Origin of the sequence: Pseudomonas reidholzensis, from assembly GCF_900536025.1 — a bacterium.
GTDB lineage: Bacteria > Pseudomonadota > Gammaproteobacteria > Pseudomonadales > Pseudomonadaceae > Aquipseudomonas > Aquipseudomonas reidholzensis.
The window spans coordinates 1-21,761 of sequence record NZ_UNOZ01000029.1; the positions used below are offsets into that span (position 1 = coordinate 1).

At 61.7% G+C, this 21,761-nt stretch carries 22 protein-coding genes and 5 tRNA genes; 12 read left to right on the forward strand and 15 right to left on the reverse strand.

The window, feature by feature from the left end:
* Window positions 1-342: 342 nt before the first annotated feature.
* Both cheR and CCOS865_RS18795 read right to left on the reverse strand, forming a co-directional pair.
* Window positions 343-1,170, reverse strand: a complete 828-nt coding sequence (gene cheR / locus CCOS865_RS18790; RefSeq protein ID WP_119143591.1) for a protein-glutamate O-methyltransferase CheR — start codon at window positions 1,168-1,170, stop codon at window positions 343-345.
* 51 nt (window positions 1,171-1,221) lie between these two features.
* Complete coding sequence (locus CCOS865_RS18795; protein ID WP_119143593.1) at window positions 1,222-2,151, reverse strand: chemotaxis protein CheV; 930 nt, start codon at window positions 2,149-2,151, stop codon at window positions 1,222-1,224.
* Between the two features lie 65 nt (window positions 2,152-2,216).
* On the opposite strand from CCOS865_RS18795, the gene flgA reads away from it, so the two are divergent.
* From flgA to CCOS865_RS18815, 4 genes are all read left to right on the forward strand, one after another.
* A complete protein-coding gene (gene flgA, locus CCOS865_RS18800) occupies window positions 2,217-2,969 on the forward strand; it encodes a flagellar basal body P-ring formation chaperone FlgA (RefSeq protein ID WP_119143595.1) in 753 nt (250 codons plus the stop codon).
* A 152-nt stretch (window positions 2,970-3,121) separates the two neighbouring features.
* The gene (gene flgM / locus CCOS865_RS18805) at window positions 3,122-3,436 is read left to right on the forward strand and encodes a flagellar biosynthesis anti-sigma factor FlgM (protein ID WP_119143597.1); all 315 of its coding nucleotides are present in this window, start codon (window positions 3,122-3,124) and stop codon (window positions 3,434-3,436) included.
* Window positions 3,437-3,483: 47 nt separating this feature from the next.
* Window positions 3,484-3,951, forward strand: a complete 468-nt coding sequence (locus CCOS865_RS18810; protein WP_119143599.1) for a flagella synthesis protein FlgN — start codon at window positions 3,484-3,486, stop codon at window positions 3,949-3,951.
* Between the two features lie 80 nt (window positions 3,952-4,031).
* Window positions 4,032-4,775 carry a flagellar brake protein gene (locus tag CCOS865_RS18815; RefSeq protein ID WP_119143601.1) on the forward strand — a complete coding sequence of 248 codons (744 nt, stop codon included), beginning with the start codon at window positions 4,032-4,034 and terminating at the stop codon, window positions 4,773-4,775.
* A 135-nt stretch (window positions 4,776-4,910) separates the two neighbouring features.
* Here CCOS865_RS18815 and CCOS865_RS18820 read toward each other — a convergent pair whose 3' ends face one another.
* Complete coding sequence (locus CCOS865_RS18820; protein WP_119143603.1) at window positions 4,911-6,236, reverse strand: MFS transporter; 1,326 nt, start codon at window positions 6,234-6,236, stop codon at window positions 4,911-4,913.
* Between the two features lie 151 nt (window positions 6,237-6,387).
* Window positions 6,388-6,873 (reverse strand): Bkd operon transcriptional regulator BkdR, encoded by a 486-nt coding sequence (gene bkdR / locus CCOS865_RS18825; RefSeq protein WP_027593063.1) that lies wholly within the window; start codon window positions 6,871-6,873, stop codon window positions 6,388-6,390.
* Window positions 6,874-7,070: 197 nt separating this feature from the next.
* Here bkdR and CCOS865_RS18830 point away from each other — a divergent pair, with 197 nt between their 5' ends.
* The 4 genes from CCOS865_RS18830 to lpdA are packed head-to-tail and all read left to right on the forward strand — an operon-like array spanning window position 7,071 to window position 12,030.
* A complete protein-coding gene (locus CCOS865_RS18830; RefSeq protein WP_119143605.1) occupies window positions 7,071-8,303 on the forward strand; it encodes a 3-methyl-2-oxobutanoate dehydrogenase (2-methylpropanoyl-transferring) subunit alpha in 1,233 nt (410 codons plus the stop codon).
* Window positions 8,304-8,305: 2 nt separating this feature from the next.
* Window positions 8,306-9,364, forward strand: a complete 1,059-nt coding sequence (locus CCOS865_RS18835; RefSeq protein ID WP_119143607.1) for an alpha-ketoacid dehydrogenase subunit beta — start codon at window positions 8,306-8,308, stop codon at window positions 9,362-9,364.
* Window positions 9,365-10,648, forward strand: coding sequence for a dihydrolipoamide acetyltransferase family protein (locus CCOS865_RS18840; protein ID WP_119143608.1), 1,284 nt, complete (start codon window positions 9,365-9,367; stop codon window positions 10,646-10,648).
* A 2-nt stretch (window positions 10,649-10,650) separates the two neighbouring features.
* The gene (gene lpdA / locus CCOS865_RS18845) at window positions 10,651-12,030 is read left to right on the forward strand and encodes a dihydrolipoyl dehydrogenase (protein ID WP_119143610.1); all 1,380 of its coding nucleotides are present in this window, start codon (window positions 10,651-10,653) and stop codon (window positions 12,028-12,030) included.
* 58 nt (window positions 12,031-12,088) lie between these two features.
* Here the strand turns inward: lpdA and CCOS865_RS18850 are convergent, their stop codons facing one another.
* Window positions 12,089-13,087 carry a sensor domain-containing diguanylate cyclase gene (locus CCOS865_RS18850; protein WP_119143612.1) on the reverse strand — a complete coding sequence of 333 codons (999 nt, stop codon included), beginning with the start codon at window positions 13,085-13,087 and terminating at the stop codon, window positions 12,089-12,091.
* A 515-nt stretch (window positions 13,088-13,602) separates the two neighbouring features.
* Here CCOS865_RS18850 and CCOS865_RS18855 point away from each other — a divergent pair.
* The 3 genes from CCOS865_RS18855 to CCOS865_RS18865 all read left to right on the forward strand — a co-directional run bounded on the left by CCOS865_RS18855 (window position 13,603) and on the right by CCOS865_RS18865 (window position 16,593).
* Window positions 13,603-13,830: a helix-turn-helix domain-containing protein gene (locus tag CCOS865_RS18855; protein ID WP_119143614.1), complete on the forward strand. Its 228-nt coding sequence runs from the start codon at window positions 13,603-13,605 to the stop codon at window positions 13,828-13,830.
* Window positions 13,827-15,080 carry a HipA domain-containing protein gene (locus CCOS865_RS18860; RefSeq protein ID WP_119143616.1) on the forward strand — a complete coding sequence of 418 codons (1,254 nt, stop codon included), beginning with the start codon at window positions 13,827-13,829 and terminating at the stop codon, window positions 15,078-15,080. The genes CCOS865_RS18855 and CCOS865_RS18860 overlap by 4 nt, the downstream gene beginning before the upstream one ends.
* Before the next feature lie 139 nt (window positions 15,081-15,219).
* Window positions 15,220-16,593 (forward strand): LLM class flavin-dependent oxidoreductase, encoded by a 1,374-nt coding sequence (locus CCOS865_RS18865; RefSeq protein ID WP_119143862.1) that lies wholly within the window; start codon window positions 15,220-15,222, stop codon window positions 16,591-16,593.
* Window positions 16,594-16,701: 108 nt separating this feature from the next.
* Here the strand turns inward: CCOS865_RS18865 and CCOS865_RS18870 are convergent, their stop codons facing one another.
* The 4 genes from CCOS865_RS18870 to phnN all read right to left on the reverse strand — a co-directional run bounded on the left by CCOS865_RS18870 (window position 16,702) and on the right by phnN (window position 18,203).
* Complete coding sequence (locus CCOS865_RS18870; RefSeq protein ID WP_119143618.1) at window positions 16,702-17,124, reverse strand: type II toxin-antitoxin system YafO family toxin; 423 nt, start codon at window positions 17,122-17,124, stop codon at window positions 16,702-16,704.
* Between the two features lie 6 nt (window positions 17,125-17,130).
* Window positions 17,131-17,286, reverse strand: coding sequence for a hypothetical protein (locus CCOS865_RS28220; RefSeq protein ID WP_167469078.1), 156 nt, complete (start codon window positions 17,284-17,286; stop codon window positions 17,131-17,133).
* A 114-nt stretch (window positions 17,287-17,400) separates the two neighbouring features.
* Window positions 17,401-17,477: transfer RNA gene (locus tag CCOS865_RS18875), tRNA-Arg, on the reverse strand.
* A gap of 114 nt (window positions 17,478-17,591) precedes the next feature.
* Complete coding sequence (phnN, locus tag CCOS865_RS18880; RefSeq protein ID WP_119143620.1) at window positions 17,592-18,203, reverse strand: phosphonate metabolism protein/1,5-bisphosphokinase (PRPP-forming) PhnN; 612 nt, start codon at window positions 18,201-18,203, stop codon at window positions 17,592-17,594.
* 345 nt (window positions 18,204-18,548) lie between these two features.
* On the opposite strand from phnN, the gene CCOS865_RS18885 reads away from it, so the two are divergent.
* Window positions 18,549-18,875 (forward strand): Arc family DNA-binding protein, encoded by a 327-nt coding sequence (locus CCOS865_RS18885; RefSeq protein ID WP_003254499.1) that lies wholly within the window; start codon window positions 18,549-18,551, stop codon window positions 18,873-18,875.
* A gap of 138 nt (window positions 18,876-19,013) precedes the next feature.
* Here CCOS865_RS18885 and mgtE read toward each other — a convergent pair whose 3' ends face one another.
* The 6 genes from mgtE to csrA all read right to left on the reverse strand — a co-directional run bounded on the left by mgtE (window position 19,014) and on the right by csrA (window position 21,690).
* The gene (gene mgtE, locus CCOS865_RS18890) at window positions 19,014-20,456 is read right to left on the reverse strand and encodes a magnesium transporter (RefSeq protein WP_119143622.1); all 1,443 of its coding nucleotides are present in this window, start codon (window positions 20,454-20,456) and stop codon (window positions 19,014-19,016) included.
* A gap of 397 nt (window positions 20,457-20,853) precedes the next feature.
* Window positions 20,854-20,930: transfer RNA gene (locus CCOS865_RS18895), tRNA-Arg, on the reverse strand.
* A gap of 73 nt (window positions 20,931-21,003) precedes the next feature.
* Window positions 21,004-21,080 (reverse strand) — tRNA-Arg (locus tag CCOS865_RS18900).
* Between the two features lie 72 nt (window positions 21,081-21,152).
* Window positions 21,153-21,229, reverse strand: a tRNA-Arg gene (locus CCOS865_RS18905).
* Window positions 21,230-21,338: 109 nt separating this feature from the next.
* A tRNA-Ser gene (locus tag CCOS865_RS18910) sits at window positions 21,339-21,429 on the reverse strand.
* Between the two features lie 72 nt (window positions 21,430-21,501).
* Window positions 21,502-21,690 carry a carbon storage regulator CsrA gene (gene csrA, locus CCOS865_RS18915; protein ID WP_119143624.1) on the reverse strand — a complete coding sequence of 63 codons (189 nt, stop codon included), beginning with the start codon at window positions 21,688-21,690 and terminating at the stop codon, window positions 21,502-21,504.
* Window positions 21,691-21,761 lie beyond the last annotated feature (71 nt).

Below are 21,761 nucleotides of genomic sequence, written 5' to 3' on the forward strand. Positions count from 1 at the left end.
TCAGGAGGCCGAACGGAGGTCTTGCGGAGCGAGGTGACGGCCAGGAAGGCCGGCAAGGGCTGCGGGCCAGGAAGGCCCGTACAGCCCGGTCCTCGCGGGAGCAAGGCCGGAGTGAGGGAACCCGCAGCGCAGCGAAGGGCCGGATGTAGGAGCAAGCGGTTTTTGGTTACTTTTTTCCAAGAAAAAAAGTGACCCGCCGTAAGGGCGGAAGGGGCCATAAGCGCCACCACAGGGAACGGATAAGCCCCAAAAAGCCCAACGCCCAACCCCCAACGCATCTACACCGAACACACGCATAAAAAAACCGGCATCTCGCGACACCGGTCTTTTTCACCCCGCCAATCACTTGGCCTGGTAGATGATCCCCGGGCTGCACTGGACCATCTGGTAATGATCCGGCAAGCCATTGAGCGCCTCGGACGCCCCCAGGAACAGGTACCCGCCCGGCTTCAGCGTGCTGTGAATGCGCAACAGGATGTCCTTCTTGACCTGCGCCGAGAAGTAGATCAACACGTTGCGGCAGAACACCACATCGAACTTGCCCAGCGCTGCGTAGCTGTCGAGCAGGTTGAACGAACGAAACTCGACGCGGCTGCGAATCGGCGCCTTGACCGCATAGCGCCCCGCCCCCTTGGGGTCGAAATAGCGCTGCAGGCGTTCCGGCGACAGCCCTCGGGCGATCGCCAGGCTGTCGTACTCACCGCTCTTGCAGTTGGTCAGCATGGTGCCGGACAGGTCAGTGGCAACGATCTGCGCCCCCATCTTCAGCTGGCCCAGGTTGCCACGCTCGAACTCGTCGATGGCCATCGACAGCGAGTACGGCTCCTGTCCGGACGAACAGGCCGCCGACCAGATGCGCAGACGCTGCCCGGGGTTGCCCTTGAGGAACTCCGGGATGACCTTGTTCTTGAGCACCTCGAACGGGTAGGTATCGCGAAACCACAGCGTCTCGTTGGTGGTCATGGCGTCGACCACCTGCTCGCGCAAGCCGCTGCGCGGCTGGCTCTGGATCCGCTGGACAAGCTCGCCCAGGGACTTGATACCCTGCTGCTCCATCAGCTTGTTGAGACGGCTGGAGACCAGGTACTGCTTATTCTCACCCAGCAGGATGCCACAGGCTTTCTCCAGGAAGACCCGGAACTGTTCGAAATCCAAATTACCCGTAGACAAAAGCTGCCGCCTCTATTCAATCACTGGGGCCGGGGACGCGCCCCGGCCGTTTCAATGCGTCGCCTTGATCCGGTCGACTACCCGCTTGGCGAGGTCGTCCGGCTTGAACTTGGCCAGGAAGTCGTCGGCGCCGACCTTCTTGACCATCGCCTGGTTGAACACCCCAGACAGGGAAGTATGCAGGACGATGTGCAATTTTTGCATGCGTGGATCGCTGCGAATCTCTGCCGTGAGGGTATAGCCATCCATTTCCGGCATTTCAATGTCGGAGATCATCATCAGGAACTCGTCTTCCGGACGCTTGCCCTCGTCGACCAGCTTGCGCAGGTAGTCCAGGGCCTGGCGGCCGTCGTTGAGCGCCACCACTTCGACCCCGACCGTCTGCAGGCAACGGCTGACCTGCTTGCGTGCCACCGACGAGTCGTCGACGGTCAGCACGCGCAACAGCACGGCCTTGTCCTGCACATCGGCATCGACCACACCGACCGACACCGACTCGGAGGACGGCGCCACTTCCGCCAGCACCTTCTCCACGTCGATGATCTCGACCATGCGGTTATCGACCCGGGTCACCGCGGTCAGGTAATGGTCGCGGCCGGTACCCTTGGGTGGTGGATGGATCTCTTCCCAGTTCATGTTGACGATGCGCTCGACCGAATGCACCAGAAACCCCTGGGTCTTGGTGTTGTACTCGGTGATGATCACGAAACTCTTGCGCGTCTCTTCCTGCAGCCCAGGCAAGCCGGTTGCCATCGACAGGTCGAGGATCGGGATGGTCGCGCCGCGGATATTGGCGACGCCGCGCACCACCGGGTGCGACTTGGGCAACACGGTCAAATCCGGGCACTGCAGCACCTCGCGGACCTTGAACACGTTGATCCCATACAGCTGCGCACCATTGAGGCGGAACAGCAACAGCTCCAGACGATTCTGCCCCACCAGCTGCGTGCGCTGGTTGACCGAATCCATAACACCAGCCATGCCAGACTCCTTAACGTTTCTGCCGTCCTATTAAAGTCGGCACGGGCTTTGCTTTTTTTAGCGCCATGTACACGAAAACGACATTTTCCCGACGATTGACGCGCCTGCTGGCCGGCCCGCTGGCCGTGCTGTGCCTGCTGGCACCCAGCGCTCGCGCGCTGGCGGATGCGATCACCTTGCCTGAACAGCTTATCGGTGTCACTCAAGGGTTTCTTGAATTCACCGTCGAAGACTACCTGGCAACCACGCAGACGCCGGGGCGCTACGAGATCCAGGTCAACAACCTCGACCCGCGCCTGCGCATGCCACAGTGCAGCCAAGCGCTTGACGCTTCGCTGGAAAGCCCGGCACAGCCGCTGGGCCGTGTCACGGTGCGGGTCCGCTGCGACAGCAGTGCGCCATGGACGGTGTTTGTCCCGGCTCAGGTCAAGCTGTACCGCGAGGTGGTGGTCATGGCCCGCCCGCTGAAGCGCGAAAGCGTCATCGGCGAAGCCGACGTGACCGTGCGCGAACGCGACGTCGGCACGCTCAGCCAGGGTTTTCTCGGCAGCCTGGACCAGGCCGTGGGGATGAAGCTGGTACGCCCCGCCGTGCTCGACCAGGTGCTGACGCCGCAACACCTGGAGCAGGCCGAGGTGATCCGCAAGGGCGACCAGGTGGTGATCATCGCCCGCAGCGGCACCTTGAGTGTAAGGATGCCCGGCGAAGCACTGAGCAAGGGCGGCCTGAGCGAACAGATCCGGGTCCGCAACCTGAATTCCAAACGGGTGATCAAGGCGCGGGTGACCGCGCCCGGGCAAGTCGAGGTGGCGATGTAACAGGGCTGGCGGTACGGAACCGCTTTACCTAAACTGTGTCGGAAATGGGGTTGTGCGAGTTTGCCGACAGGCGGCTACGCATTCGCGCCTAAAGTTTCTTTCGGGTTGGCCGAAAACAAGGCAAGCGTCCCAATACCCAGAGGTTTCTGATCATGGTCATCGACTTCAGTCGTTTGAATAACTCTCCGTCCGTCACGGGCGGCGTTCGCGGCACCACCGCGGCCGGCAACGCCGAAAAAACCGGCGAAACCAGCGAAGCGCCCGCACGCTCCAGCGTCAGCGGAGAATCGGTACACCTCAGTCAAGAGGCCCAGCAGTTGCAAAAGATCAGCGACAAGCTGCGCGACCAGCCGACCGTCAACAGTGCCCGCGTGGCCGAGTTGAAGCAGGCGATCGCCGATGGCAGCTACCAGGTCGATGCCGGCCGGGTCGCCAGCAAACTGCTTGAATTCGAAGCTCAGCGCTAAGCCTTCGGCGCGCTGACTTCAAGGACGCTATAAGCCAAGAGCCAGCCATGCACGACATTACCCTGCTGCAATTGATTGAAGACGACATCGCGCCCACCCAGGAACTGCTCGAGCTGCTGCAGCGCGAGGCGGTAGCCCTGCATGGCCGTGAAATGGCGGTGCTGGAGCAGATCCTGGCACGCAAGCAGTCGCTGATCGTATTGCTCGAACAGCAGGGCCAGCGACGCAACAACCTGCTTGCCAGCCTTGGCCTGAGTGCCAATCGCGCGGGCGTGCAGGCGGTAGCCGAGCAATCGCCGAACGGCGAAGTGATCATGCAGCAGCTCGCGGTGCTGAACCAGTTGATGGATCAATGCCAACAGGTCAACGAGACCAACGGGCGGATCATCCAGGTGCAGCAGCACGCCACGGCTTCGCAGATCAGAATCCTCAACGGCGGCGATTCTCCGTCGCTGTACGACAGCCGTGGCGCCACCTCGCCAATGGCCAAGCCCCGGGCGCTCAGCCAAGTGTGATTATTTCTATCATGGCACGGAACATACTGGCAAAATGCCGTAACTTGCGTGTGTCGTTTTTGCCTGGAGATTGATAACCCGTGTTCAATGAATCCGATGCTCCCCAGCCACCAAAGGTGCTGAACACCCCTTTGGAGATTGCGGCCAACCTGCGCCAGCTGCTGGATAGCCACGATCCGCTGATCATCACCTTCCATGAGCGCAGCCAGCGATTCCAGAGCTACGTGGTGCATGTGGACCGTGACAGCAACACCCTGGCGCTGGATGAAATGATCCCGCGTGACGGTGAAAAGTACATCGAGAATGGTGAGCCGTTCCGCGTTGAGGGCTTCCATGACGGCGTGCGTATCGCCTGGGAATGCAACACGCCGCTGACCATCACCGAGGTCGACGGGCACCGCAGCTACCGCGGGCCGATGCCCGAGGAGATGACTTACCACCAGCGCCGCAATGCCTTCCGCGCCGCGCTGAAGCTGTCGCAGCTGGTCGACGTGTTCCTCGATGGCACCCATATCAAGGGCACCGGAGCACTGCGTGGCAAGCTGCTGGACATCTCGGCCACGGGCTGCAAGATGCGCTTTGACGGCGATGTCGAGGGGCGTCTGCAACTGGGGCAGGTCTACGAGCGCTTCAAGGCTGGCAATCCGCTGGGGCTGACCGATGTAATGGTCGAACTGCGCCACCTGCACTTCGAAGAGCGCATCAACACGACCTTTGCCGGGGTGCGGTTCCATAACCTCAACGGCCAGGCGCAGCGCAAGATCGAGAGTTTTGTGTACCAGCTGCAGCGTGAGGCTCGGCGGTTCGACAAAGACGACTACTGATCTGCCTGCAGACGTGAAAAAACCACCTTCGGGTGGTTTTTTGTTTGTTGGATAGTGGGATTTTTGAGCGTATCCATTTGCGGGGTGACGCTTCAGGCCCTCGCATGACAGGGATACGCTCAAGCCACCATCGACTCATCCAGCCTTGTTCACCTCTGGCTCAGGACTCGCGCCCTGCTCCTCCTCGGTATCCTCCGCCGCAATGGGCGCCTGCATCACATCCTGCACCGTCTGCTCATCCACCCGCGGATCGAGCGCCGCCGACAACGGCGAACCCGCCGCCGGCATCGCCACGTGCCCCAACGGCGCATCCTGCACCTGGTGCAACCCGGTGACCGCCTTCGGCCGAATCCGCCAGACCAGCACCAGCGCAAAGAACAGGAAGAACGCATAGAGCATCTGCGGCCCCAGCAGCTTCATCAGCACACCCGCCGCCAACGGCCCGATACAGGCGCCCACGCCATAGGTCACCAGCAGCATGGCGGTCAGCGAAACCCGCCGCTCACTCTCGACATGGTCATTGGAAAACGCCACCGCCAACGGATACAGGCAGAACTGCAACAGCGAAATGACAAAGCCAACGCCAAACAGCACCTCCAACGGCACGCTGGGCATGATCGCCAGCGGCAACGCCGCCAACGCCAGGCCACCCGCCGCCGTACGGATCAGCACTGCCCGGTCGTAGCGGTCGGACAGCCAGCCCAACGGCCACTGCACCACCAGCCCGGCAAAGATGCAGCACCCCATGAACAGACCGATCTGCTCGGTGCTCAAGCCCTGGTTGGCCGCATACAACGGCGCCAGGCCATAGAACGAACCGACGATCAGCCCCGAGCCGAGCACCGTGCTCAACGACTGTGGCACCCGCTTGATGAAGAACTTCGGCTCCATCGGTGCCGGGCGCAGCGGCGCCGGGTGAATCCGCCGGGTCATGGCCACCGGCACCAGGCACAGGGCAAAGCACATGGCGACCAGCATCAGCAGCTCAGGGCCGAGCTGGGGATGCACCACCAGGATCAGCTGACCGAGCACCAGACCCAGGTACGAAGCGATCATGTAACCGCTGAACACCGCGCCACGCTGCTTGGCATCGGCCTGTTCGTTGAGCCAGCTCTCGATGACCATGTACTGGCACATCATGCCCAGGCCAACCACCATCCGCAGGCCGACCCACACCGGCAGCAGATCGGTCAACCCATGCCCCAGCACGGCGGCGCCAACGATCCCGGCGCAGGTCGCGTAAGCGCGGATGTGCCCGACCCGGCCAATCAGCCGGTGGCCGATCTTGCCACCCAGTGCCAGGCCAAAATAGTTGGCCGCCATCAACGCACCGATCCACAGGCTGTCGACATGATCGGCAGCCAGGCGCAAGGCCAGGTAGGTACTCAACAGGCCCGAGCCGATCAGCATCATCAGGGCGGCGAAATACAGCGAGCGAAAAGACTTCCAGATGTGTCGCATGCGTCCCAAGAGCTCCCTGTTCAGGTGGCGGGTGTGCTGCCCAGCATAAGGGCAAATGCTCAGCGGCGCAGGCCCCCAGGGGGCAAATAAACCCGCAGGGGCGTGTCCAGTGCCGGTCGTGTCGCGATCAGGCCTGGGCTGCCAGGCGCGCTCACTCCCTTAGCGTCATGCCATTGGCCGGCAACGGCAACGCGGTCTTGTAGCGCACCTGCTTGAGGGCAAAACTGGAGCGGATGTTGGCCACCCCCGGCAACCGCGTCAGGTAATCGAGAAAGCGCTCCAGCGCCTGGATGCTCGGCAGCAGCACACGCAGCAGGTAATCCGGATCGCCGGTCATCAGGTAGCACTCCATCACCTCGGGCCGCTCGGCGATCTCTTCCTCGAAGCGGTGCAGCGACTGCTCGACCTGTTTTTCCAGGCTGACATGGATAAACACGTTGACGTCCAGGCCCAGCGCCTCGGGCGAGAGCAAGGTGACCTGCTGGCGAATCACCCCCAGTTCTTCCATCGCCTTGACCCGGTTGAAACACGGTGTCGGCGACAGGTTGACCGAACGCGCCAGCTCCGCATTGGTGATGCGGGCGTTTTCCTGCAGGCTGTTGAGAATGCCGATATCCGTGCGATCCAATTTACGCATGAGACAAATTCACCTGATTTTTGTGTTTATCCGGAATGTTTATCTCCCCTCACAGACAAACGCAATGAACTTGAGAGAAAAATTCTCCTGCCGTCCCACTACCATGTAATTAGCGCTGACCTACCGGTCACAAGCCAGTCGTCAGCGGCGACCGCTTCAAAGCTCACAAAAACAACATCCGAGCGAGCGTAAAAAGCATGAACGAGTACGCCCCCCTGCGTTTGCATGTGCCCGAGCCTACCGGCCGGCCAGGCTGCCAGACCGATTTTTCCTACCTGCGTCTGAACGATGCGGGCCAGGTGCGCAAACCCCCTATCGATGTAGAACCTGCAGACACCGCAGACCTCTCCAGCAGCCTGGTGCGGGTGCTCGACGAGCACGGCAACGCGCTCGGCCCCTGGGCCGCCGACATCGACCCGCAAGTGCTTCGCCAGGGCATGCGCGCCATGCTCAAGACGCGCATCTTCGACAGCCGCATGGTGGTTGCCCAGCGCCAGAAGAAGATGTCCTTCTATATGCAGAGCCTCGGCGAGGAAGCCATCGGCAGCGCCCAGGCGCTGGCGCTGAACCGCAGCGACATGTGCTTCCCGACCTACCGCCAGCAAAGCATCCTGATGGCCCGCGACGTGTCGCTGGTCGAGATGATCTGCCAGCTGCTGTCCAATGAGCGCGATCCGCTCAAGGGGCGCCAGTTGCCGATCATGTACTCGGTGCGCGAGGCCGGCTTCTTCACCATCAGCGGCAACCTGGCGACCCAGTTCGTCCAGGCCGTCGGCTGGGCCATGGCCTCGGCGATCAAGGGCGACACCAAGATTGCCTCGGCATGGATCGGCGACGGCGCCACCGCCGAGTCCGACTTCCACACCGCCCTGACCTTCGCCCACGTCTACCGCGCGCCGGTGATCCTCAACGTGGTCAACAATCAATGGGCGATTTCCACCTTCCAAGCCATCGCCGGCGGTGAGTCGACCACCTTTGCCGGCCGTGGCGTGGGCTGCGGGATCGCCTCGCTGCGGGTCGACGGCAACGATTTCGTCGCGGTCTATGCCGCCTCGCGCTGGGCCGCCGAACGTGCTCGCCGCGGCCTGGGCCCGACCCTGATCGAGTGGGTCACCTACCGTGCCGGCCCGCACTCGACCTCCGACGACCCGTCAAAATACCGCCCTGCCGACGACTGGAGCCACTTCCCGCTGGGCGACCCGATCGCCCGCCTGAAGCAGCACCTGATCCACATCGGCCAGTGGTCCGAGGAAGAACACCAGGCGGTCACCGCCGAGTTCGAAGCCGAGGTCATCAAGGCGCAGAAGCAAGCCGAACAGTACGGCACCATGAGCAACGGCCAGATCCCCAGTGCCGCCTCGATGTTCGAGGACGTGTACAAGGACATGCCCGATCACCTGCGCCGTCAGCGCCAAGAGCTGGGGGTCTGAACATGAACGATCACAACAGCAGCATCGACCTGGAAACCGCCATGTCCACCACCACCATGACCATGATCCAGGCCCTGCGCTCGGCCATGGATGTCATGCTCGAGCGCGATGACAACGTGGTGATCTACGGCCAGGACGTCGGTTACTTCGGCGGCGTGTTCCGTTGCACCGAAGGCCTGCAGACCAAGTACGGCAAATCGCGCGTGTTCGACGCGCCGATCTCCGAGAGCGGCATCGTCGGCACCGCAGTGGGCATGGGCGCCTATGGCCTGCGGCCGGTGGTCGAGATCCAGTTCGCCGACTACTTCTACCCCGCCTCCGACCAGATCGTCTCGGAGATGGCCCGCCTGCGCTATCGCTCGGCCGGCGAGTTCATTTCGCCGCTGACCCTGCGCATGCCCTGCGGCGGCGGCATTTATGGCGGCCAGACCCACAGCCAGAGCCCGGAAGCGATGTTCACCCAGGTCTGCGGGCTGCGCACGGTGATGCCGTCTAACCCGTATGACGCCAAGGGCCTGCTGATCGCTTCGATCGAATGCGACGACCCGGTGATCTTCCTCGAGCCCAAGCGCCTGTACAACGGCCCGTTCGACGGCCACCACGACCGCCCGGTGACGCCGTGGTCCAAGCACGCCCAGAGCGCCGTGCCGGACGGCTACTACAAGGTGCCGCTGGACAAGGCGGCGATCACCCGCCCCGGCAACGACGTCACCGTACTGACCTATGGCACCACGGTGTACGTGTCGCAGGTGGCGGCCGAAGAAACCGGCGTCGACGCCGAAGTCATCGACCTGCGCAGCCTGTGGCCGCTGGACCTGGAGACCATCGTCGAGTCGGTGAAAAAGACCGGCCGCTGCGTGGTGGTCCACGAAGCGACGCGCACCTGCGGCTTTGGTGCCGAGCTGGTGGCGTTGGTCCAGGAGCATTGCTTCCACCACCTGGAGGCGCCGATCGAGCGCGTCACCGGCTGGGACACGCCCTACCCGCACGCACAGGAATGGGCGTACTTCCCAGGTCCATCGCGGGTCGGTGCGGCATTGAAACGGGTCATGGAGGTCTGAATGGGCACGCACGTCATCAAGATGCCGGACATCGGTGAAGGCATCGCGCAAGTCGAGTTGGTGGAATGGTTCGTCAAGGTCGGCGATGTGATCGCCGAAGACCAGGTGGTGGCTGATGTCATGACCGACAAGGCCACGGTCGAAATCCCCTCGCCGGTCAGCGGCAAGGTCATGGCCCTGGGCGGCCAGCCCGGCGAAGTCATGGCGGTGGGCAGCGAGCTGATCCGCATCGAAGTCGAAGGCAGCGGCAACCATGTGGAGGCGCCACAAGCCAAGCCAGCCGAGGCCCAGCCAGCGCCTGCGGCAGCGCCAGCGCCGAGCCAACCCGAGCAGCGCGCCGTACCTGCAGCGCCGGCCAACCCGCCTGTCGCGACGCCGAGCGCCGCCGCGATCGTCCCGCGTCAGGCCAATGAAAAACCGCTGGCCTCCCCTGCCGTGCGCAAGCGCGCGCTGGACGCCGGTATCGAGTTGCGTTACGTGCACGGCAGCGGCCCTGCCGGGCGCATCCTGCATGAAGACCTCGATGGCTTCATGAGCAAGCCGCAGACTCAAGCTGGCCAGGCGCCCAGCGGTTACGCCAAGCGTACCGACAGCGAGCAGGTGGCGGTGATCGGCCTGCGCCGCAAGATCGCCCAGCGCATGCAGGACGCCAAGCGCCGCGTCGCCCACTTCAGCTATGTCGAGGAGATCGACGTCACCGCCCTGGAAGCGCTGCGCCAGCAGCTCAACCTCAAGCACGGCGACAGCCGCGGCAAACTGACCTTGCTGCCGTTCCTGGTGCGCGCCATGGTCGTGGCCCTGCGCGACTTCCCGCAGATCAACGCGACCTATGACGACGAGGCCCAGGTCATCACCCGCCATGGCGCAGTGCACGTCGGCATTGCCACCCAGGGCGACAACGGCCTGATGGTGCCGGTGCTGCGCCATGCCGAAGCCGGCAGCCTGTGGAGCAACGCCAGCGAGATCACCCGCCTGGCCCACGCCGCGCGCAACAACAAGGCCAGCCGTGACGAACTGTCAGGCTCGACCATTACCCTGACCAGCCTCGGTGCGCTCGGTGGCATCGTCAGCACGCCGGTGGTCAACACCCCGGAAGTGGCCATCGTCGGCGTCAACCGCATGGTCGAGCGGCCGGTGGTGGTCGACGGCCAGATCGTCGTGCGCAAGATGATGAACCTGTCCAGCTCGTTCGATCACCGCGTGGTCGACGGCATGGACGCCGCCCTGTTCATCCAGGCCGTGCGCGGCCTGCTGGAACAGCCCGCCTGCCTGTTCGTGGAGTGAGCATGCAACAGACTATCAACACCACGCTGCTGATCATCGGTGGCGGCCCTGGTGGCTATATCGCGGCGATCCGCGCCGGGCAACTGGGCATCCCCACCGTACTGGTCGAAGGCCAGGCCCTTGGCGGCACCTGCCTGAACATCGGCTGCATCCCGTCCAAGGCGCTGATCCACGTCGCCGAGCAGTTCCACCAGACCGCCCGCCACGCCGAGCACTCGCCGCTGGGCATCAGCGTGGCCTCGCCGCGCCTGGACATCAGCCGCAGCGTCGCCTGGAAGGACGGCATCGTCGACCGCCTGACCAGCGGCGTCGCCGCCCTGCTGAAAAAGCACGGTGTGACGGTCATCCATGGCTGGGCGAAGGTCATCGACGGCAAAAGCGTCGAGGTCGACGGCCAGCGCATCCAGTGCGATCACCTGCTGCTGGCGACCGGCTCGAGCAGCGTCGAGCTGCCCATGCTGCCGCTGGGCGGGCCGATCATCTCGTCCACTGAAGCCCTGGCGCCAAGCGCGCTGCCCAAGCACCTGGTGGTGGTCGGCGGCGGTTACATCGGCCTGGAGCTGGGCATCGCCTACCGCAAGCTGGGCGTGCAGGTCAGCGTGGTCGAAGCGCGCGAGCGGGTCCTGCCGACCTATGACGCCGAGCTGACCGCGCCGGTTGTGGAGTCACTGAAAAAACTCGGCATCGCCCTGCACCTGGGGCACAGCGTCGAAGGTTATGAGCAGGGCAGCCTGCGGGCCCGTACCGCCGAGGGTGAGGCACTGCACGTCGAAGCCGACCAGGTGCTGGTCGCCGTCGGCCGCCGGCCGCGCACCCAGGGTTTCAACCTGGAAAGCCTGGGGCTGAAGATGAACGGCGCGGCGCTGGCCGTGGATGATCGCTGCCAGACCAGCATGCGCAATGTCTGGGCGATTGGTGACCTGACTGGCGAACCGATGCTTGCCCACCGGGCCATGGCCCAGGGCGAAATGGTCGCCGAGCTGATTGCCGGGCATGCGCGGCGCTTCGAGCCGGCGGCGATTGCCGCGGTGTGTTTCACCGATCCGGAGCTGGTGGTGGTTGGCAGGACGCCGGAGCAGGCCAGTGAGCAGGGCCTGGACTGCATCGTTGCGCAGTTCCCGTTCGCCGCCAACGGGCGGGCCATGACGCTGGAGTCGAAAAGCGGCTTCGTGCGGGTGGTCGCTCGGCGCGACAACCACCTGATCCTCGGCTGGCAAGCAGTGGGGGTGGCGGTGTCGGAGCTGTCGACGGCGTTTGCCCAGTCGCTGGAGATGGGCGCTCGCCTGGAAGACATCGCGGGCACCATTCACGCTCACCCGACCCTGGGCGAAGCGGTGCAGGAAGCTGCGCTGCGGGCCTTGGGGCAGGCCCTGCATATCTGACACTGAAGCGGCGAAGGCCGATTTGACCCGCTGCACCCCAAGGCGTAGCGGGTCTTTTTTAGTGACTGATGACGTTCTTGCCCGCCGCCTTGGCCCGATACAGCGCCTGGTCCGCTCGCTCCAGCAACCCGACCTGATCCTCCCCTTCCTGCCACTGCACCACACCATAACTCAAGCTCAGGCGACACTCGCCCACCGCCTCGATCGCCGCCACACCCTGCTGAATCGCCTCTGCCACCCGCACGGCGTCAGCCAGCGCCGCCCGCGGCAAGACCACCACGAACTCATCGCCGCCCCAGCGCGCCAGCAGGTCCTGCTCACCCAGGCACTGACGCACGCACTCGACCAGCCCGACCAGCGCCGCATCGCCACGGGCATGGCCATAGCGGTCATTGATTGGCTTGAAATCATCGACGTCCATCGCGATCAAGGCAAACCCCTGGCGAAACCGCCGCGCCCGTTCGCATTGCTCACGCAAGGTCTTTTCCAGCAGATAGCGGTTGGCAATGCGCGTCAACGCATCGCGCTCGGCCAGCTCACGGTTCTCGTCCAGTTGGCGCTGCAACTGCTGGTTGACCCACGACAGCTCACGGGTGCGCTCGGCGACCAACGCTTCGAGGTTGTGGTTCTTCTGCTCCAACCCGGCCACCAGGCGCTTGCCGGCATCGATATTGCGGTGAGCGCCCAGCATGCGCGCCACCGAGCCATCGTCATTGCGGTCGATGATATGCCCGCTGTCCTCGACCCACAGGTAGCTGCCGTCCTGGCAGCGGCAGCGGTACTCGATGCGGTAACGCTCGTTGCGCTTGTCGATGTAGGCCTCGAAATGCGCCATCACCCGCGGATAGTCCTCAGGGTGGATCACGCTTTCCCAGGTCAGCACGCTGTTGTCCAGCGAATGGCTCTGGTAGCCGAGCATCGCGTACCAACCCGGATTGCGGTAGACGTAACCCGTGTTGGCATCCCAATCCCAGATGCCATCGCTGACCAACTCGAACAGGGTATGTAACTGCTGATCGCTGAAGCCCGCCGGTACCGGCTTTGATTCCTGACTCATGCCTATCCCCCGTAGTGTCCAGCAACCACGCCCCGTTCAAGAAGCTGAGCTTTTGTTGTGTTGCCGCTGGCGGCAATCCTGTTCCGTTGCCTGGCAAGCATATGCCGACCGGGTGCTGGCCGGAATAGCTTCGACGGCCTATTTGGCGGGTCTCGGCTGCTGGCACAGCGCTTGCCCCTTTCAACGGGCATTCGACATGTCTAGGAGGACTCATGGTGATCAGTCTCAATGGTCTGGGCGCTCAGCTGAGCCACAGGGTTATGCATTGCCATGCGGCGACTGGCCTGAGCACCCGCCGCTGCTTCAGGCAAAACGAAACCCGGGTTTCGTTTCGGCTTGCTCCAGAACCTTCCTCCCTAGAAACGAAATTATAATTTCGTTTAGGTAACCCAACTGAATCGTTTGGATAAAAGCGCAAACATAGTTTCGTTTTTATAGAAATTGGCGTTCCACCGGCATAATCGAAGCTATACTTTAGTTTCAAATGCGTTTGCCGTCTGGCAGGTTGCCCCTTCATGAATACCCTTTTAAAGATCCGCAACGCTGACGACGTGGGTGCCGCGGTCCGTCAAGTTCGAAAAAGCCAGCAGATCACCCAGGCAGACCTGGCGCTGATCGTGGGCAAGAGTCATGTGCTGATGAGGGATATCGAGAAAGGCAAAGGCACTGTCTCTCTGGCCACCGTGCTCCAGGTACTGCAGGAACTCGGTATCCAGCTCTACATGGACCTCCCGGAAAAATGAGAAGCCTTGAAGTCATCATCAATGGCCGTCACGTCGCCACCTTGCAAGATGACGCTGGCGTCTGGAGCCTGCGGTACACGCCTGCGTGGGTCTCCAGTGCTGAAGGCTTCGACTTGTCTCCCGCGTTAGCGAGAGCCAAGCACACCCTTATCGACGACTCATCGCAGCGACCCGTGCAGTGGTTCTTCGATAACTTGCTTCCCGAAGAGCAGGCGCGTTCATTGCTGGCAAGCGATGCGAACATCGAATTTGCCGATGCCTTTGGCCTGCTGGGTTACTACGGGGCCGAATCTGCCGGCGCCGTGACCTTGCTTGCAGAGGCGCAGATGCCATCGGAGGGAGGGCTCAAGGCACTCACGGATTCAGCCCTGAGCGCAAGGATCCTCAATCTGCCCCGCGTGGCGCTGGCCACTGGCGCGCCCAAGCGCATGTCACTGGCCGGCGCCCAGCACAAGCTGCCCGTAGTGCTGAATGACCAAGGCCTGTTCGAACCCGTGGGCAGCACACCCTCGACCCACATCCTCAAGCCCGATCACCCACAGCGCGACCTGTACGACGCAACCGTGGTCAACGAGTGGTTTGTGATGAGCATTGCCCAGGCAGTGAAGCTCGGCGTACCGCCTGTGAGCATTCGCCGGGTGCCTGAGCCTGTGTACCTCATCGAACGCTTTGATCGGGCCCGGGTGGACGGTGAGCTCATCAGGGCGCATACCCTGGATGCATGCCAGGTGCTGGGGCTGGATAAAAGCTTCAAGTACCAACAAGCGACGGTGGAAACGCTGCAGAAAATCCTCGCGCTGGTGCGTAACGTGGCCCAGACAAGGATTCAGCTGTTCAAATGGCTGGTGTTCAACTTCCTGGTTGGCAACAACGACGCCCACTTGAAGAATCTCTCGTTCTTCGTCCGCGGTGACGCGTATTACCTGGCCCCGCATTACGATCTACTGTGTACGGCGATCTATGGGGAGCCTGCCGCGCCCTGGCTTGATGCTGAGCTGGTATGGAGGCCGGAGGGAGTTCGTACGCACGCTGAGCTCACCAGAACCAGCGTTCTGAGCTTGGGTGAAGCCATTGGGCTGAACAGAGCTCTCGGTAGCAGGATCATCGATGAGCTTGTAGAGGGTGTTGGCAACGCCGCGAGGAAGCACCTCGACGAGCACGCCAACGGCATGAAAGCCGGAGAAAGCAGGCTCGTCAGGCGCATCGCGCATGGGGTGATCGCCGACATGAGCGCAAGACTGCGCCGCTGAGATAGATCATCTGGGTCACAGCATATTCCATAATATTATTATTTTTAACTTACTTATTCCTATTTAATCGCGCCCATCCTGGCGACGCTCATCCCCCAGCAGTCTGCCAACCGCCCAACGATTTCATGCAGGGACGATGATGGCTGATCCGAAACCTTTGCTTTTCGCGCTGTACGAACAAGCCAGCGTCGGCTGTGGCGGCGCCCCCAGCCTGTGGACCCACCCTGCCGATGAGCGCCTGACGATCAACTCGTTGAGCTATTGGTCGAACCTTGCCCGCATCGCCGACCAGGCCAACCTGGACATGCTGTTCTTCGGCGATGTGCTGGGTTTTTACGACGTGTTTGGCGGCAACGCCGATGCGGCGATGAAATGGGCGGTGGAGGCCCCGGCCAATGATCCGCTGATGATCATTCCGGCACTGGCCGCCGTCACCGAGAACCTCGCGTTCGGCGTCACCGTCACCACCAGCTATGAGCATCCGTTCACCCATGCCCGGCGCTTCAGCACGCTCGATCACCTCACCAATGGCCGGGTCGGCTGGAACATCGTCACCTCTTACCTGTCCAGCGCCGCACGCAACTTCGGCCTGGAGCAGATGATCAAGCATGACGACCGCTATGAGCGCGCCGAGGAGTTTCTCGACGTGGTCTACAAGCTCTGGGAAGGCAGTTGGGCCAACGACGCCGTGGTCGCTGACAAGGCGCGCCAGCTGTACGCCCGCGGCGACCGGGTTCGGCCGATCAATCATGCCGGTGAACACTACCGGGTGGCTGGCCCGCACCTCACCTCGCCGTCGCCGCAGCGCACGCCGCTGCTGATCCAGGCCGGCTGGTCGGGACGCGGCCGGGAGTTCGCCGCCAAGCACGCCGAGCTGATCTTCGTCGCCAAGTCCAACCCGCAGGAGATCCGCGACGGGCTCGAGCAGATCTGGAGCATGGCCGAGGCGCGCGGCCGCCAGCGCACCGACGTGAAGTCCCTGACCGTGCTGCGCATCGTCACCGCCAAGAGCGAAATCGAGGCGCAGCGTAAATATGAGCAACTGCAAAGCAACTATCACCTGCAGGCGCAACTGGTCAGCTACGCCGGCGACACCGGCATCGATATCAGCCGCTACGCCGACGGCGACGCGCTGTCGACCCATACCGAAGGCATGACCTCGTACGTGATGCACCCCGACGGCAGCGGCAAGCCGCTGACGGCTGGCGACGTCAAGCAGCGTTTCGCCCAGGTCACGCGCGGCAGCGATCTGATCCTGGTCGGCACCCCGCAACAAGTGGCAGACCGGATCGAAGAACACGCGCGGATTTCAGGCACCAGTGGCTACATGATCAACCCGTTGATCAGCCCGGGCAGCCTTGAGGATTTTGTCGAGCTGATCATTCCTGAACTGCAGAAGCGTGGGCTGTACCGTACAGAGCCACAGCGCGGGACGTTCCGTTCGCGGTTGCGTGAGGATGCTAGCAGTCATCTGCCGGATTCGGCGTACGGGGCGTCGTTCCGCTTCGAATGATTGCGGCCACGCGCAGAGGCAAGGAAAAGTGCAACGCTCATAAGCTCGCCGCGAAAGCCTGGGAGGTAGCGACAACTGACGCCGGCTGTGCCAACCCTGGTCAGCCGGCTATGCGTCTTCGTCTGGATCGGAATAGACGCGCTGCCCTTTGATCCATGGATCAACGATGTCGTTGTGCAGGTCTCGTAGGTACGAGCCCCACTGCTGCCTATTGTGCGCATTGGGGCCAACGATCGTCAGCAGCAGATACTCATCTCGAAACGGATCGTACGCGTAGATCAGCCAGAAATCCTCTTCGGGATGATCAGGATCTGTCGTACGCCTGAACTGCATCCGTGCTGCACGCCACCTGGCTTGCACAGCGTCTGTCGTCGCAAGATGGACGTGATACATATCATCGAGATCAAGCTCCTCATCGCGACCAAAAATGTCGGGCAGGTCGCCACAGAGCTTGTAGTCGTGGAATTCGACGAAAAAGTCGTACCACCCTAGAGATTCTTTGAAGAGGTCAGAAACCTTGACTGCTGACAAAAAATCTCACTTAGAGGCTGGAAGCTTCCCGTTCTCGACGTAGTAGCGGAATGCAGACTCCCCCCCACGTGCTGCGATGCGCACGTCCTCGGGAGTGAGTTGCTTATCGGTCTTCTTGCGCTTGGCAATGACCTTTTTCTGAGGTGCGGCTTGAACGATCATTTCCGCCTCCTAATTGCGGGTGTCTAGAGACTCAGGATAGGCGATGGATCATCTCTGATCAACGTAGCGCTGCCTCAGAGACGCTCACGATAGCGCTGGAAGCGTTGCTAGATATGGTGTCCCAGGGCCGGTTCGAACGGCCAACCTTCCCCTTAGGAGGGGGATGCTCTATCCAATTGAGCTACTGGGACACAAGTACCCTCGGCGAGCGCCGAATGGGCGGGACGGCGTGCATGTTAACCAGCAGGGCGCCGTTTGTCATGCCTGATTCGGGCTTTTTGCAGGTAATCCTTTTCCGCGATTTATCAGCGCGGACAGCCCTGCCCCGGCGCCTTCATCAGACCTTGCTCGCGCAACAGGTCAAGCAACGCCGTGACGGCATGCTCCAGTGAGGTGGAGTTGTCCAGCACCTGCACCTGGGGATCGATGCCCTCTTGCAACTGAGCACCGCGTTGCAGCCGCCGCTCTATCTCTTCGGGTGTTTCGCGTCCCCGTGCCATCAGCCGCTGACGCAGCACCTGCGGCGCTACCTGCAGACGGATGGCCAACAGGTCGGGATAACGCCGACGCGCCTCGGCCAGGTAACCCCGCGAGCCATTCACCAGCACAGGCCGGCCCGCCTGCAGCCAATCATCGATCTGCGCAGGAATCCCATACTGAAGGCCATTTGCCTGCCAATCCATGGCAAAATCCCCGGCTTTGCGCATCACCTCGAACTGCTCCGGCGTGACACCTTGTGCCGATTCGCCCTTGGCCTCGGCCGAGCGGGTAATGACCCTGCGAGCGATTTCAATCCCTTGCGAGGCCAATTTCGCCCGCGCGGCATCGATCAGGGAATCTTTTCCCGATCCTGATGGTCCAACCAGGAATATCAGCCGCCCTGCCGTACACGGCGTGCCGCTTGCGTCATGTTGCATAGCCACTATGCTCTCTGTTGGGGACCTTGCGGTTTCTTGGTGTTTTCCCTGCCCTTTTCCGCCCGTTACCAGATTTTGGCGGCAGAGGTCTGACAGTTAGACAGCCCGGCCAACGCAAGACTTTTCAAACCAGTGCTCATTTCTGATAATTGGTACTGGCAAAAAGCCTTCAGCCGGATCACTATTTGTCACAGAATTGACGCCAAGGAAACGGCGACGTTGAGGCAAGATGAGCTTCCAAAATTACATGACGGTTGAACATTTTGCAGTCGCCACGGTCGTATTTTCCACCGTGCGGCCAATTTGAGAACCGCTTCCCCTGAACCAGAAAACCGGTCAATTTATATGCGCCCAATGAAACAGGCTATCTATTCCAGCCGCACCGCTGACAAGTTTGTCGTCCGCCTGCCAGACGGGATGCGTGAGCGCATTGCCGAGGTAGCGCGCAACCATCACCGCAGCATGAACTCCGAAATCATCGCACGCCTGGAGCAGAGCCTCATCCAGGAAGGCGCGCTGGGCGACGAGCTGAGCATGCGCCTCGACAGCCCGGAGCTGAGCCTGCATGAGCGTGAGCTGCTGCAGCGGTTCCGCCAACTCTCCCACCGCCAGCAGAACGCGCTGGTCGCATTGATCGCCCACGATGTGGAAATGGCCGCCGACGCGTCCTGATCTGAAATGCGAATACGAAAAAGCCAGCTGATGCTGGCTTTTTTCGTTTCTGGATGATGGTTTTGTGGCTGTTTGTACCGGCCTCTTCGCGGGTAAACCCGCTCCTACAGGGGGGGGTGAGCCCCCTTGGGTGCGGGATCAGAGCAGGAACAGGGTCGCCAGGCCGAGGAAGATGAAGAACCCGCCGCTGTCGGTGACGGCAGTGATCATCACGCTCGCGCCCATTGCCGGGTCGCGCCCCAGGCGCACCAGCGTCATCGGGATCAACACGCCCATCAGCGCAGCCAGCAACAGGTTCAGGGTCATCGCCGCGGTCATTACCAGGCCGAGCGACCAACTGCCATACAACCAGAACGCCACCACCCCGATCACACCGCCCCAGACCAGGCCGTTGATCAGCGACACCGCCAGCTCCTTGCGCATCAGCCGTGCCGTGTTGCCGGGGCTCACCTGGTCCAGCGCCATGGCGCGAACGATCATGGTGATGGTCTGGTTACCCGAGTTGCCGCCAATACCCGCCACGATCGGCATCAGCGCCGCCAAGGCCACCAGCTTCTCGATCGAGCCTTCGAACAGGCCGATCACCCGCGAGGCGAGAAACGCCGTCACCAGGTTGATCGCCAGCCACGCCCAACGGTTGCGCAGTGAACGCCAGACCGAGGCGAAGATGTCTTCTTCTTCGCGCAGACCGGCCATGTTGAGGACTTCGCTTTCGCTCTCCTCACGGATCAGGTCGACCATCTCATCGATGGTCAGACGGCCGATCAGGCGATCGCTCTTGTCCACCACCGGTGCCGACACCAGGTCATAACGCTCGAACGCTTGCGCCGCGTCGTAGGCATCTTCGTCTGGGTGGAAACTCACGGGGTCGGTGGCCATGACATCGGCTACCTGCTTCTCCGGATCGTTGACCAGCAGACGCTTGATCGGCAGCACGCCCTTGAGGATGCCGTCGTGATCGACTACGAACAGTTTGTCGGTATGGCCTGGCAGCTCCTTCAAGCGGCGCAGGTAACGCAGGACTACCTCGAGGCTGACGTCTTCGCGGATGGTGACCATCTCGAAGTCCATCAGCGCACCGACCTGCTCCTCGTCGTAGCTCAGGGCCGAGCGGACGCGCTCGCGCTGCTGGCCATCGAGGGTTTCCATCAGCTCGTGGACGACATCGCGCGGCAGCTCGGGCGCCAGGTCAGCGAGTTCGTCGGCGTCCATCTCCTTGGCCGCAGCCAGCAGCTCGTGATCGTCCATGTCGGCGATCAGGGTCTGGCGCACCGCGTCGGACACTTCGAGGAGGATGTCGCCGTCGCGCTCGGAGCGTACCAGCTGCCATACGGTCAGGCGGTCGTCCAGCGGCAGGGCTTCAAGAATGTAGGCGATGTCGGCAGGGTGCAGATCGTCGAGCTTGCGCTGCAGCTCGACCAGGTTCTGACGGTGGACGAGGTTTTCCACCAGGTCATGATGATGACCTTCCTGACGGTGCGTCAGGTCTTCTACCACCCGTTGACGCTGCAGCAGGTCGATGACCTGGCCCAGGCGATCCTGCAGGCTCTCGGGGGCTTTCTTTACTTCTACTTCAGTCATAGGCGAACTCCACTCCCAGCAGCGGAGCACGCCGGGAGAATCAATCGGTCAGATCTAACTTGGCAAAGCGGGTTAGGGAGTAACTACTGGGTAAGTCCATGGTGGTATTCCACAAGCCCCGGCGGGGCTGACGGGCGCAATCATACACTGCAACAGCTGTCGGATCGCTTAAATTTTTGGCCAGAACAATCGTTTGCGCGATAAAGCTATGACAACGCTCGAAGCCATCAGTGCGACGGCAGGCGTCGATGAAAAAGCACAATGCGTGTTCTCTGGAGGCGAGGCGCGAGGCGCGGCCTGCGGGGCTTGACCTGGAGTCTAGCCGGACATCACTGACACATCAGTGAAACTGCGGACAACAAAAAGCCCGCTATGAAAGCGGGCTTCTTGATGTATCTGGTGGACTCAGCAGGATTCGAACCTGCGACCGCTCGGTTCGTAGCCGAGTACTCTATCCAGCTGAGCTATGAGTCCAAGTTGGTAGTTTTAGACCAGGTTACCACTGGTTGAAACAAGGCGCCTGTGCAAGCACAACCGCCGTGCTATATGGTGGACTCAGCAGGATTCGAACCTGCGACCGCTCGGTTCGTAGCCGAGTACTCTATCCAGCTGAGCTATGAGTCCAAGTTGGTAGTTTTAGACCAGATTACCACTGGTTGAACAATCCGACCCTGCTAGCAAGATCGTCATGTTATATGGTGGACTCAGCAGGATTCGAACCTGCGACCGCTCGGTTCGTAGCCGAGTACTCTATCCAGCTGAGCTATGAGTCCGTGTAACTTGCCGCGCATTATAGATCGCTTTACCGTTTTAGCAAGAACTTTTTCGTTTAATTTCAACGACTTAGCGTTCTTACCCAGTTGAAGCGCCCTACATGAATAATGGCGGTGAAGGGGGGATTCGAACCCCCGATACCCTTATGAGGTATACTCCCTTAGCAGGGGAGCGCCTTCGGCCACTCGGCCACCTCACCGCAACACGAGGCGTATATTAAACAGAGCCCTCCTCGTTTGCAAACCTTTTTTTGAAAAAAACTTCAAAAAAATTAAAGGCTTGGCTCTTCGCCCTTCTCGTTCTTGATCCGCAGGTAGATTTCCTCGCGGTGAACGGCCACTTCTTTGGGCGCGCTGACGCCGATTCGTACCTGGTTACCTTTGACACCCAGGACCGTAACGGTGATCTCACCGTCTCCAATGATCAGGCTCTCGGCGCACCGACGAGTCAGAATCAACATAGCTTTCTCCTTACGCAGTTCAATCAGGGATAACAGTCTGAGGTAGCAGGGCCGTGCCGGGGACGGTGGCA

Coding starts and splice junctions, on each gene's coding strand:
- CCOS865_RS18865 (WP_119143862.1), top strand. CDS start 15,220: ATGGCTGATCCGAAACCTTTGCTTTTCGCGCTGTACGAACAAGCCAGC.
- csrA (WP_119143624.1), bottom strand. CDS start 21,690: ATGTTGATTCTGACTCGTCGGTGCGCCGAGAGCCTGATCATTGGAGAC.
- phnN (WP_119143620.1), bottom strand. CDS start 18,203: ATGCAACATGACGCAAGCGGCACGCCGTGTACGGCAGGGCGGCTGATA.
- CCOS865_RS18885 (WP_003254499.1), top strand. CDS start 18,549: ATGCGCCCAATGAAACAGGCTATCTATTCCAGCCGCACCGCTGACAAG.
- CCOS865_RS18795 (WP_119143593.1), bottom strand. CDS start 2,151: ATGGCTGGTGTTATGGATTCGGTCAACCAGCGCACGCAGCTGGTGGGG.
- lpdA (WP_119143610.1), top strand. CDS start 10,651: ATGCAACAGACTATCAACACCACGCTGCTGATCATCGGTGGCGGCCCT.
- flgM (WP_119143597.1), top strand. CDS start 3,122: ATGGTCATCGACTTCAGTCGTTTGAATAACTCTCCGTCCGTCACGGGC.
- CCOS865_RS18810 (WP_119143599.1), top strand. CDS start 3,484: ATGCACGACATTACCCTGCTGCAATTGATTGAAGACGACATCGCGCCC.
- CCOS865_RS18840 (WP_119143608.1), top strand. CDS start 9,365: ATGGGCACGCACGTCATCAAGATGCCGGACATCGGTGAAGGCATCGCG.
- bkdR (WP_027593063.1), bottom strand. CDS start 6,873: ATGCGTAAATTGGATCGCACGGATATCGGCATTCTCAACAGCCTGCAG.
- CCOS865_RS18855 (WP_119143614.1), top strand. CDS start 13,603: ATGAATACCCTTTTAAAGATCCGCAACGCTGACGACGTGGGTGCCGCG.
- flgA (WP_119143595.1), top strand. CDS start 2,217: ATGTACACGAAAACGACATTTTCCCGACGATTGACGCGCCTGCTGGCC.
- mgtE (WP_119143622.1), bottom strand. CDS start 20,456: ATGACTGAAGTAGAAGTAAAGAAAGCCCCCGAGAGCCTGCAGGATCGC.
- CCOS865_RS18850 (WP_119143612.1), bottom strand. CDS start 13,087: ATGAGTCAGGAATCAAAGCCGGTACCGGCGGGCTTCAGCGATCAGCAG.
- CCOS865_RS18860 (WP_119143616.1), top strand. CDS start 13,827: ATGAGAAGCCTTGAAGTCATCATCAATGGCCGTCACGTCGCCACCTTG.
- CCOS865_RS18835 (WP_119143607.1), top strand. CDS start 8,306: ATGAACGATCACAACAGCAGCATCGACCTGGAAACCGCCATGTCCACC.
- CCOS865_RS18820 (WP_119143603.1), bottom strand. CDS start 6,236: ATGCGACACATCTGGAAGTCTTTTCGCTCGCTGTATTTCGCCGCCCTG.
- CCOS865_RS28220 (WP_167469078.1), bottom strand. CDS start 17,286: ATGATCGTTCAAGCCGCACCTCAGAAAAAGGTCATTGCCAAGCGCAAG.
- CCOS865_RS18830 (WP_119143605.1), top strand. CDS start 7,071: ATGAACGAGTACGCCCCCCTGCGTTTGCATGTGCCCGAGCCTACCGGC.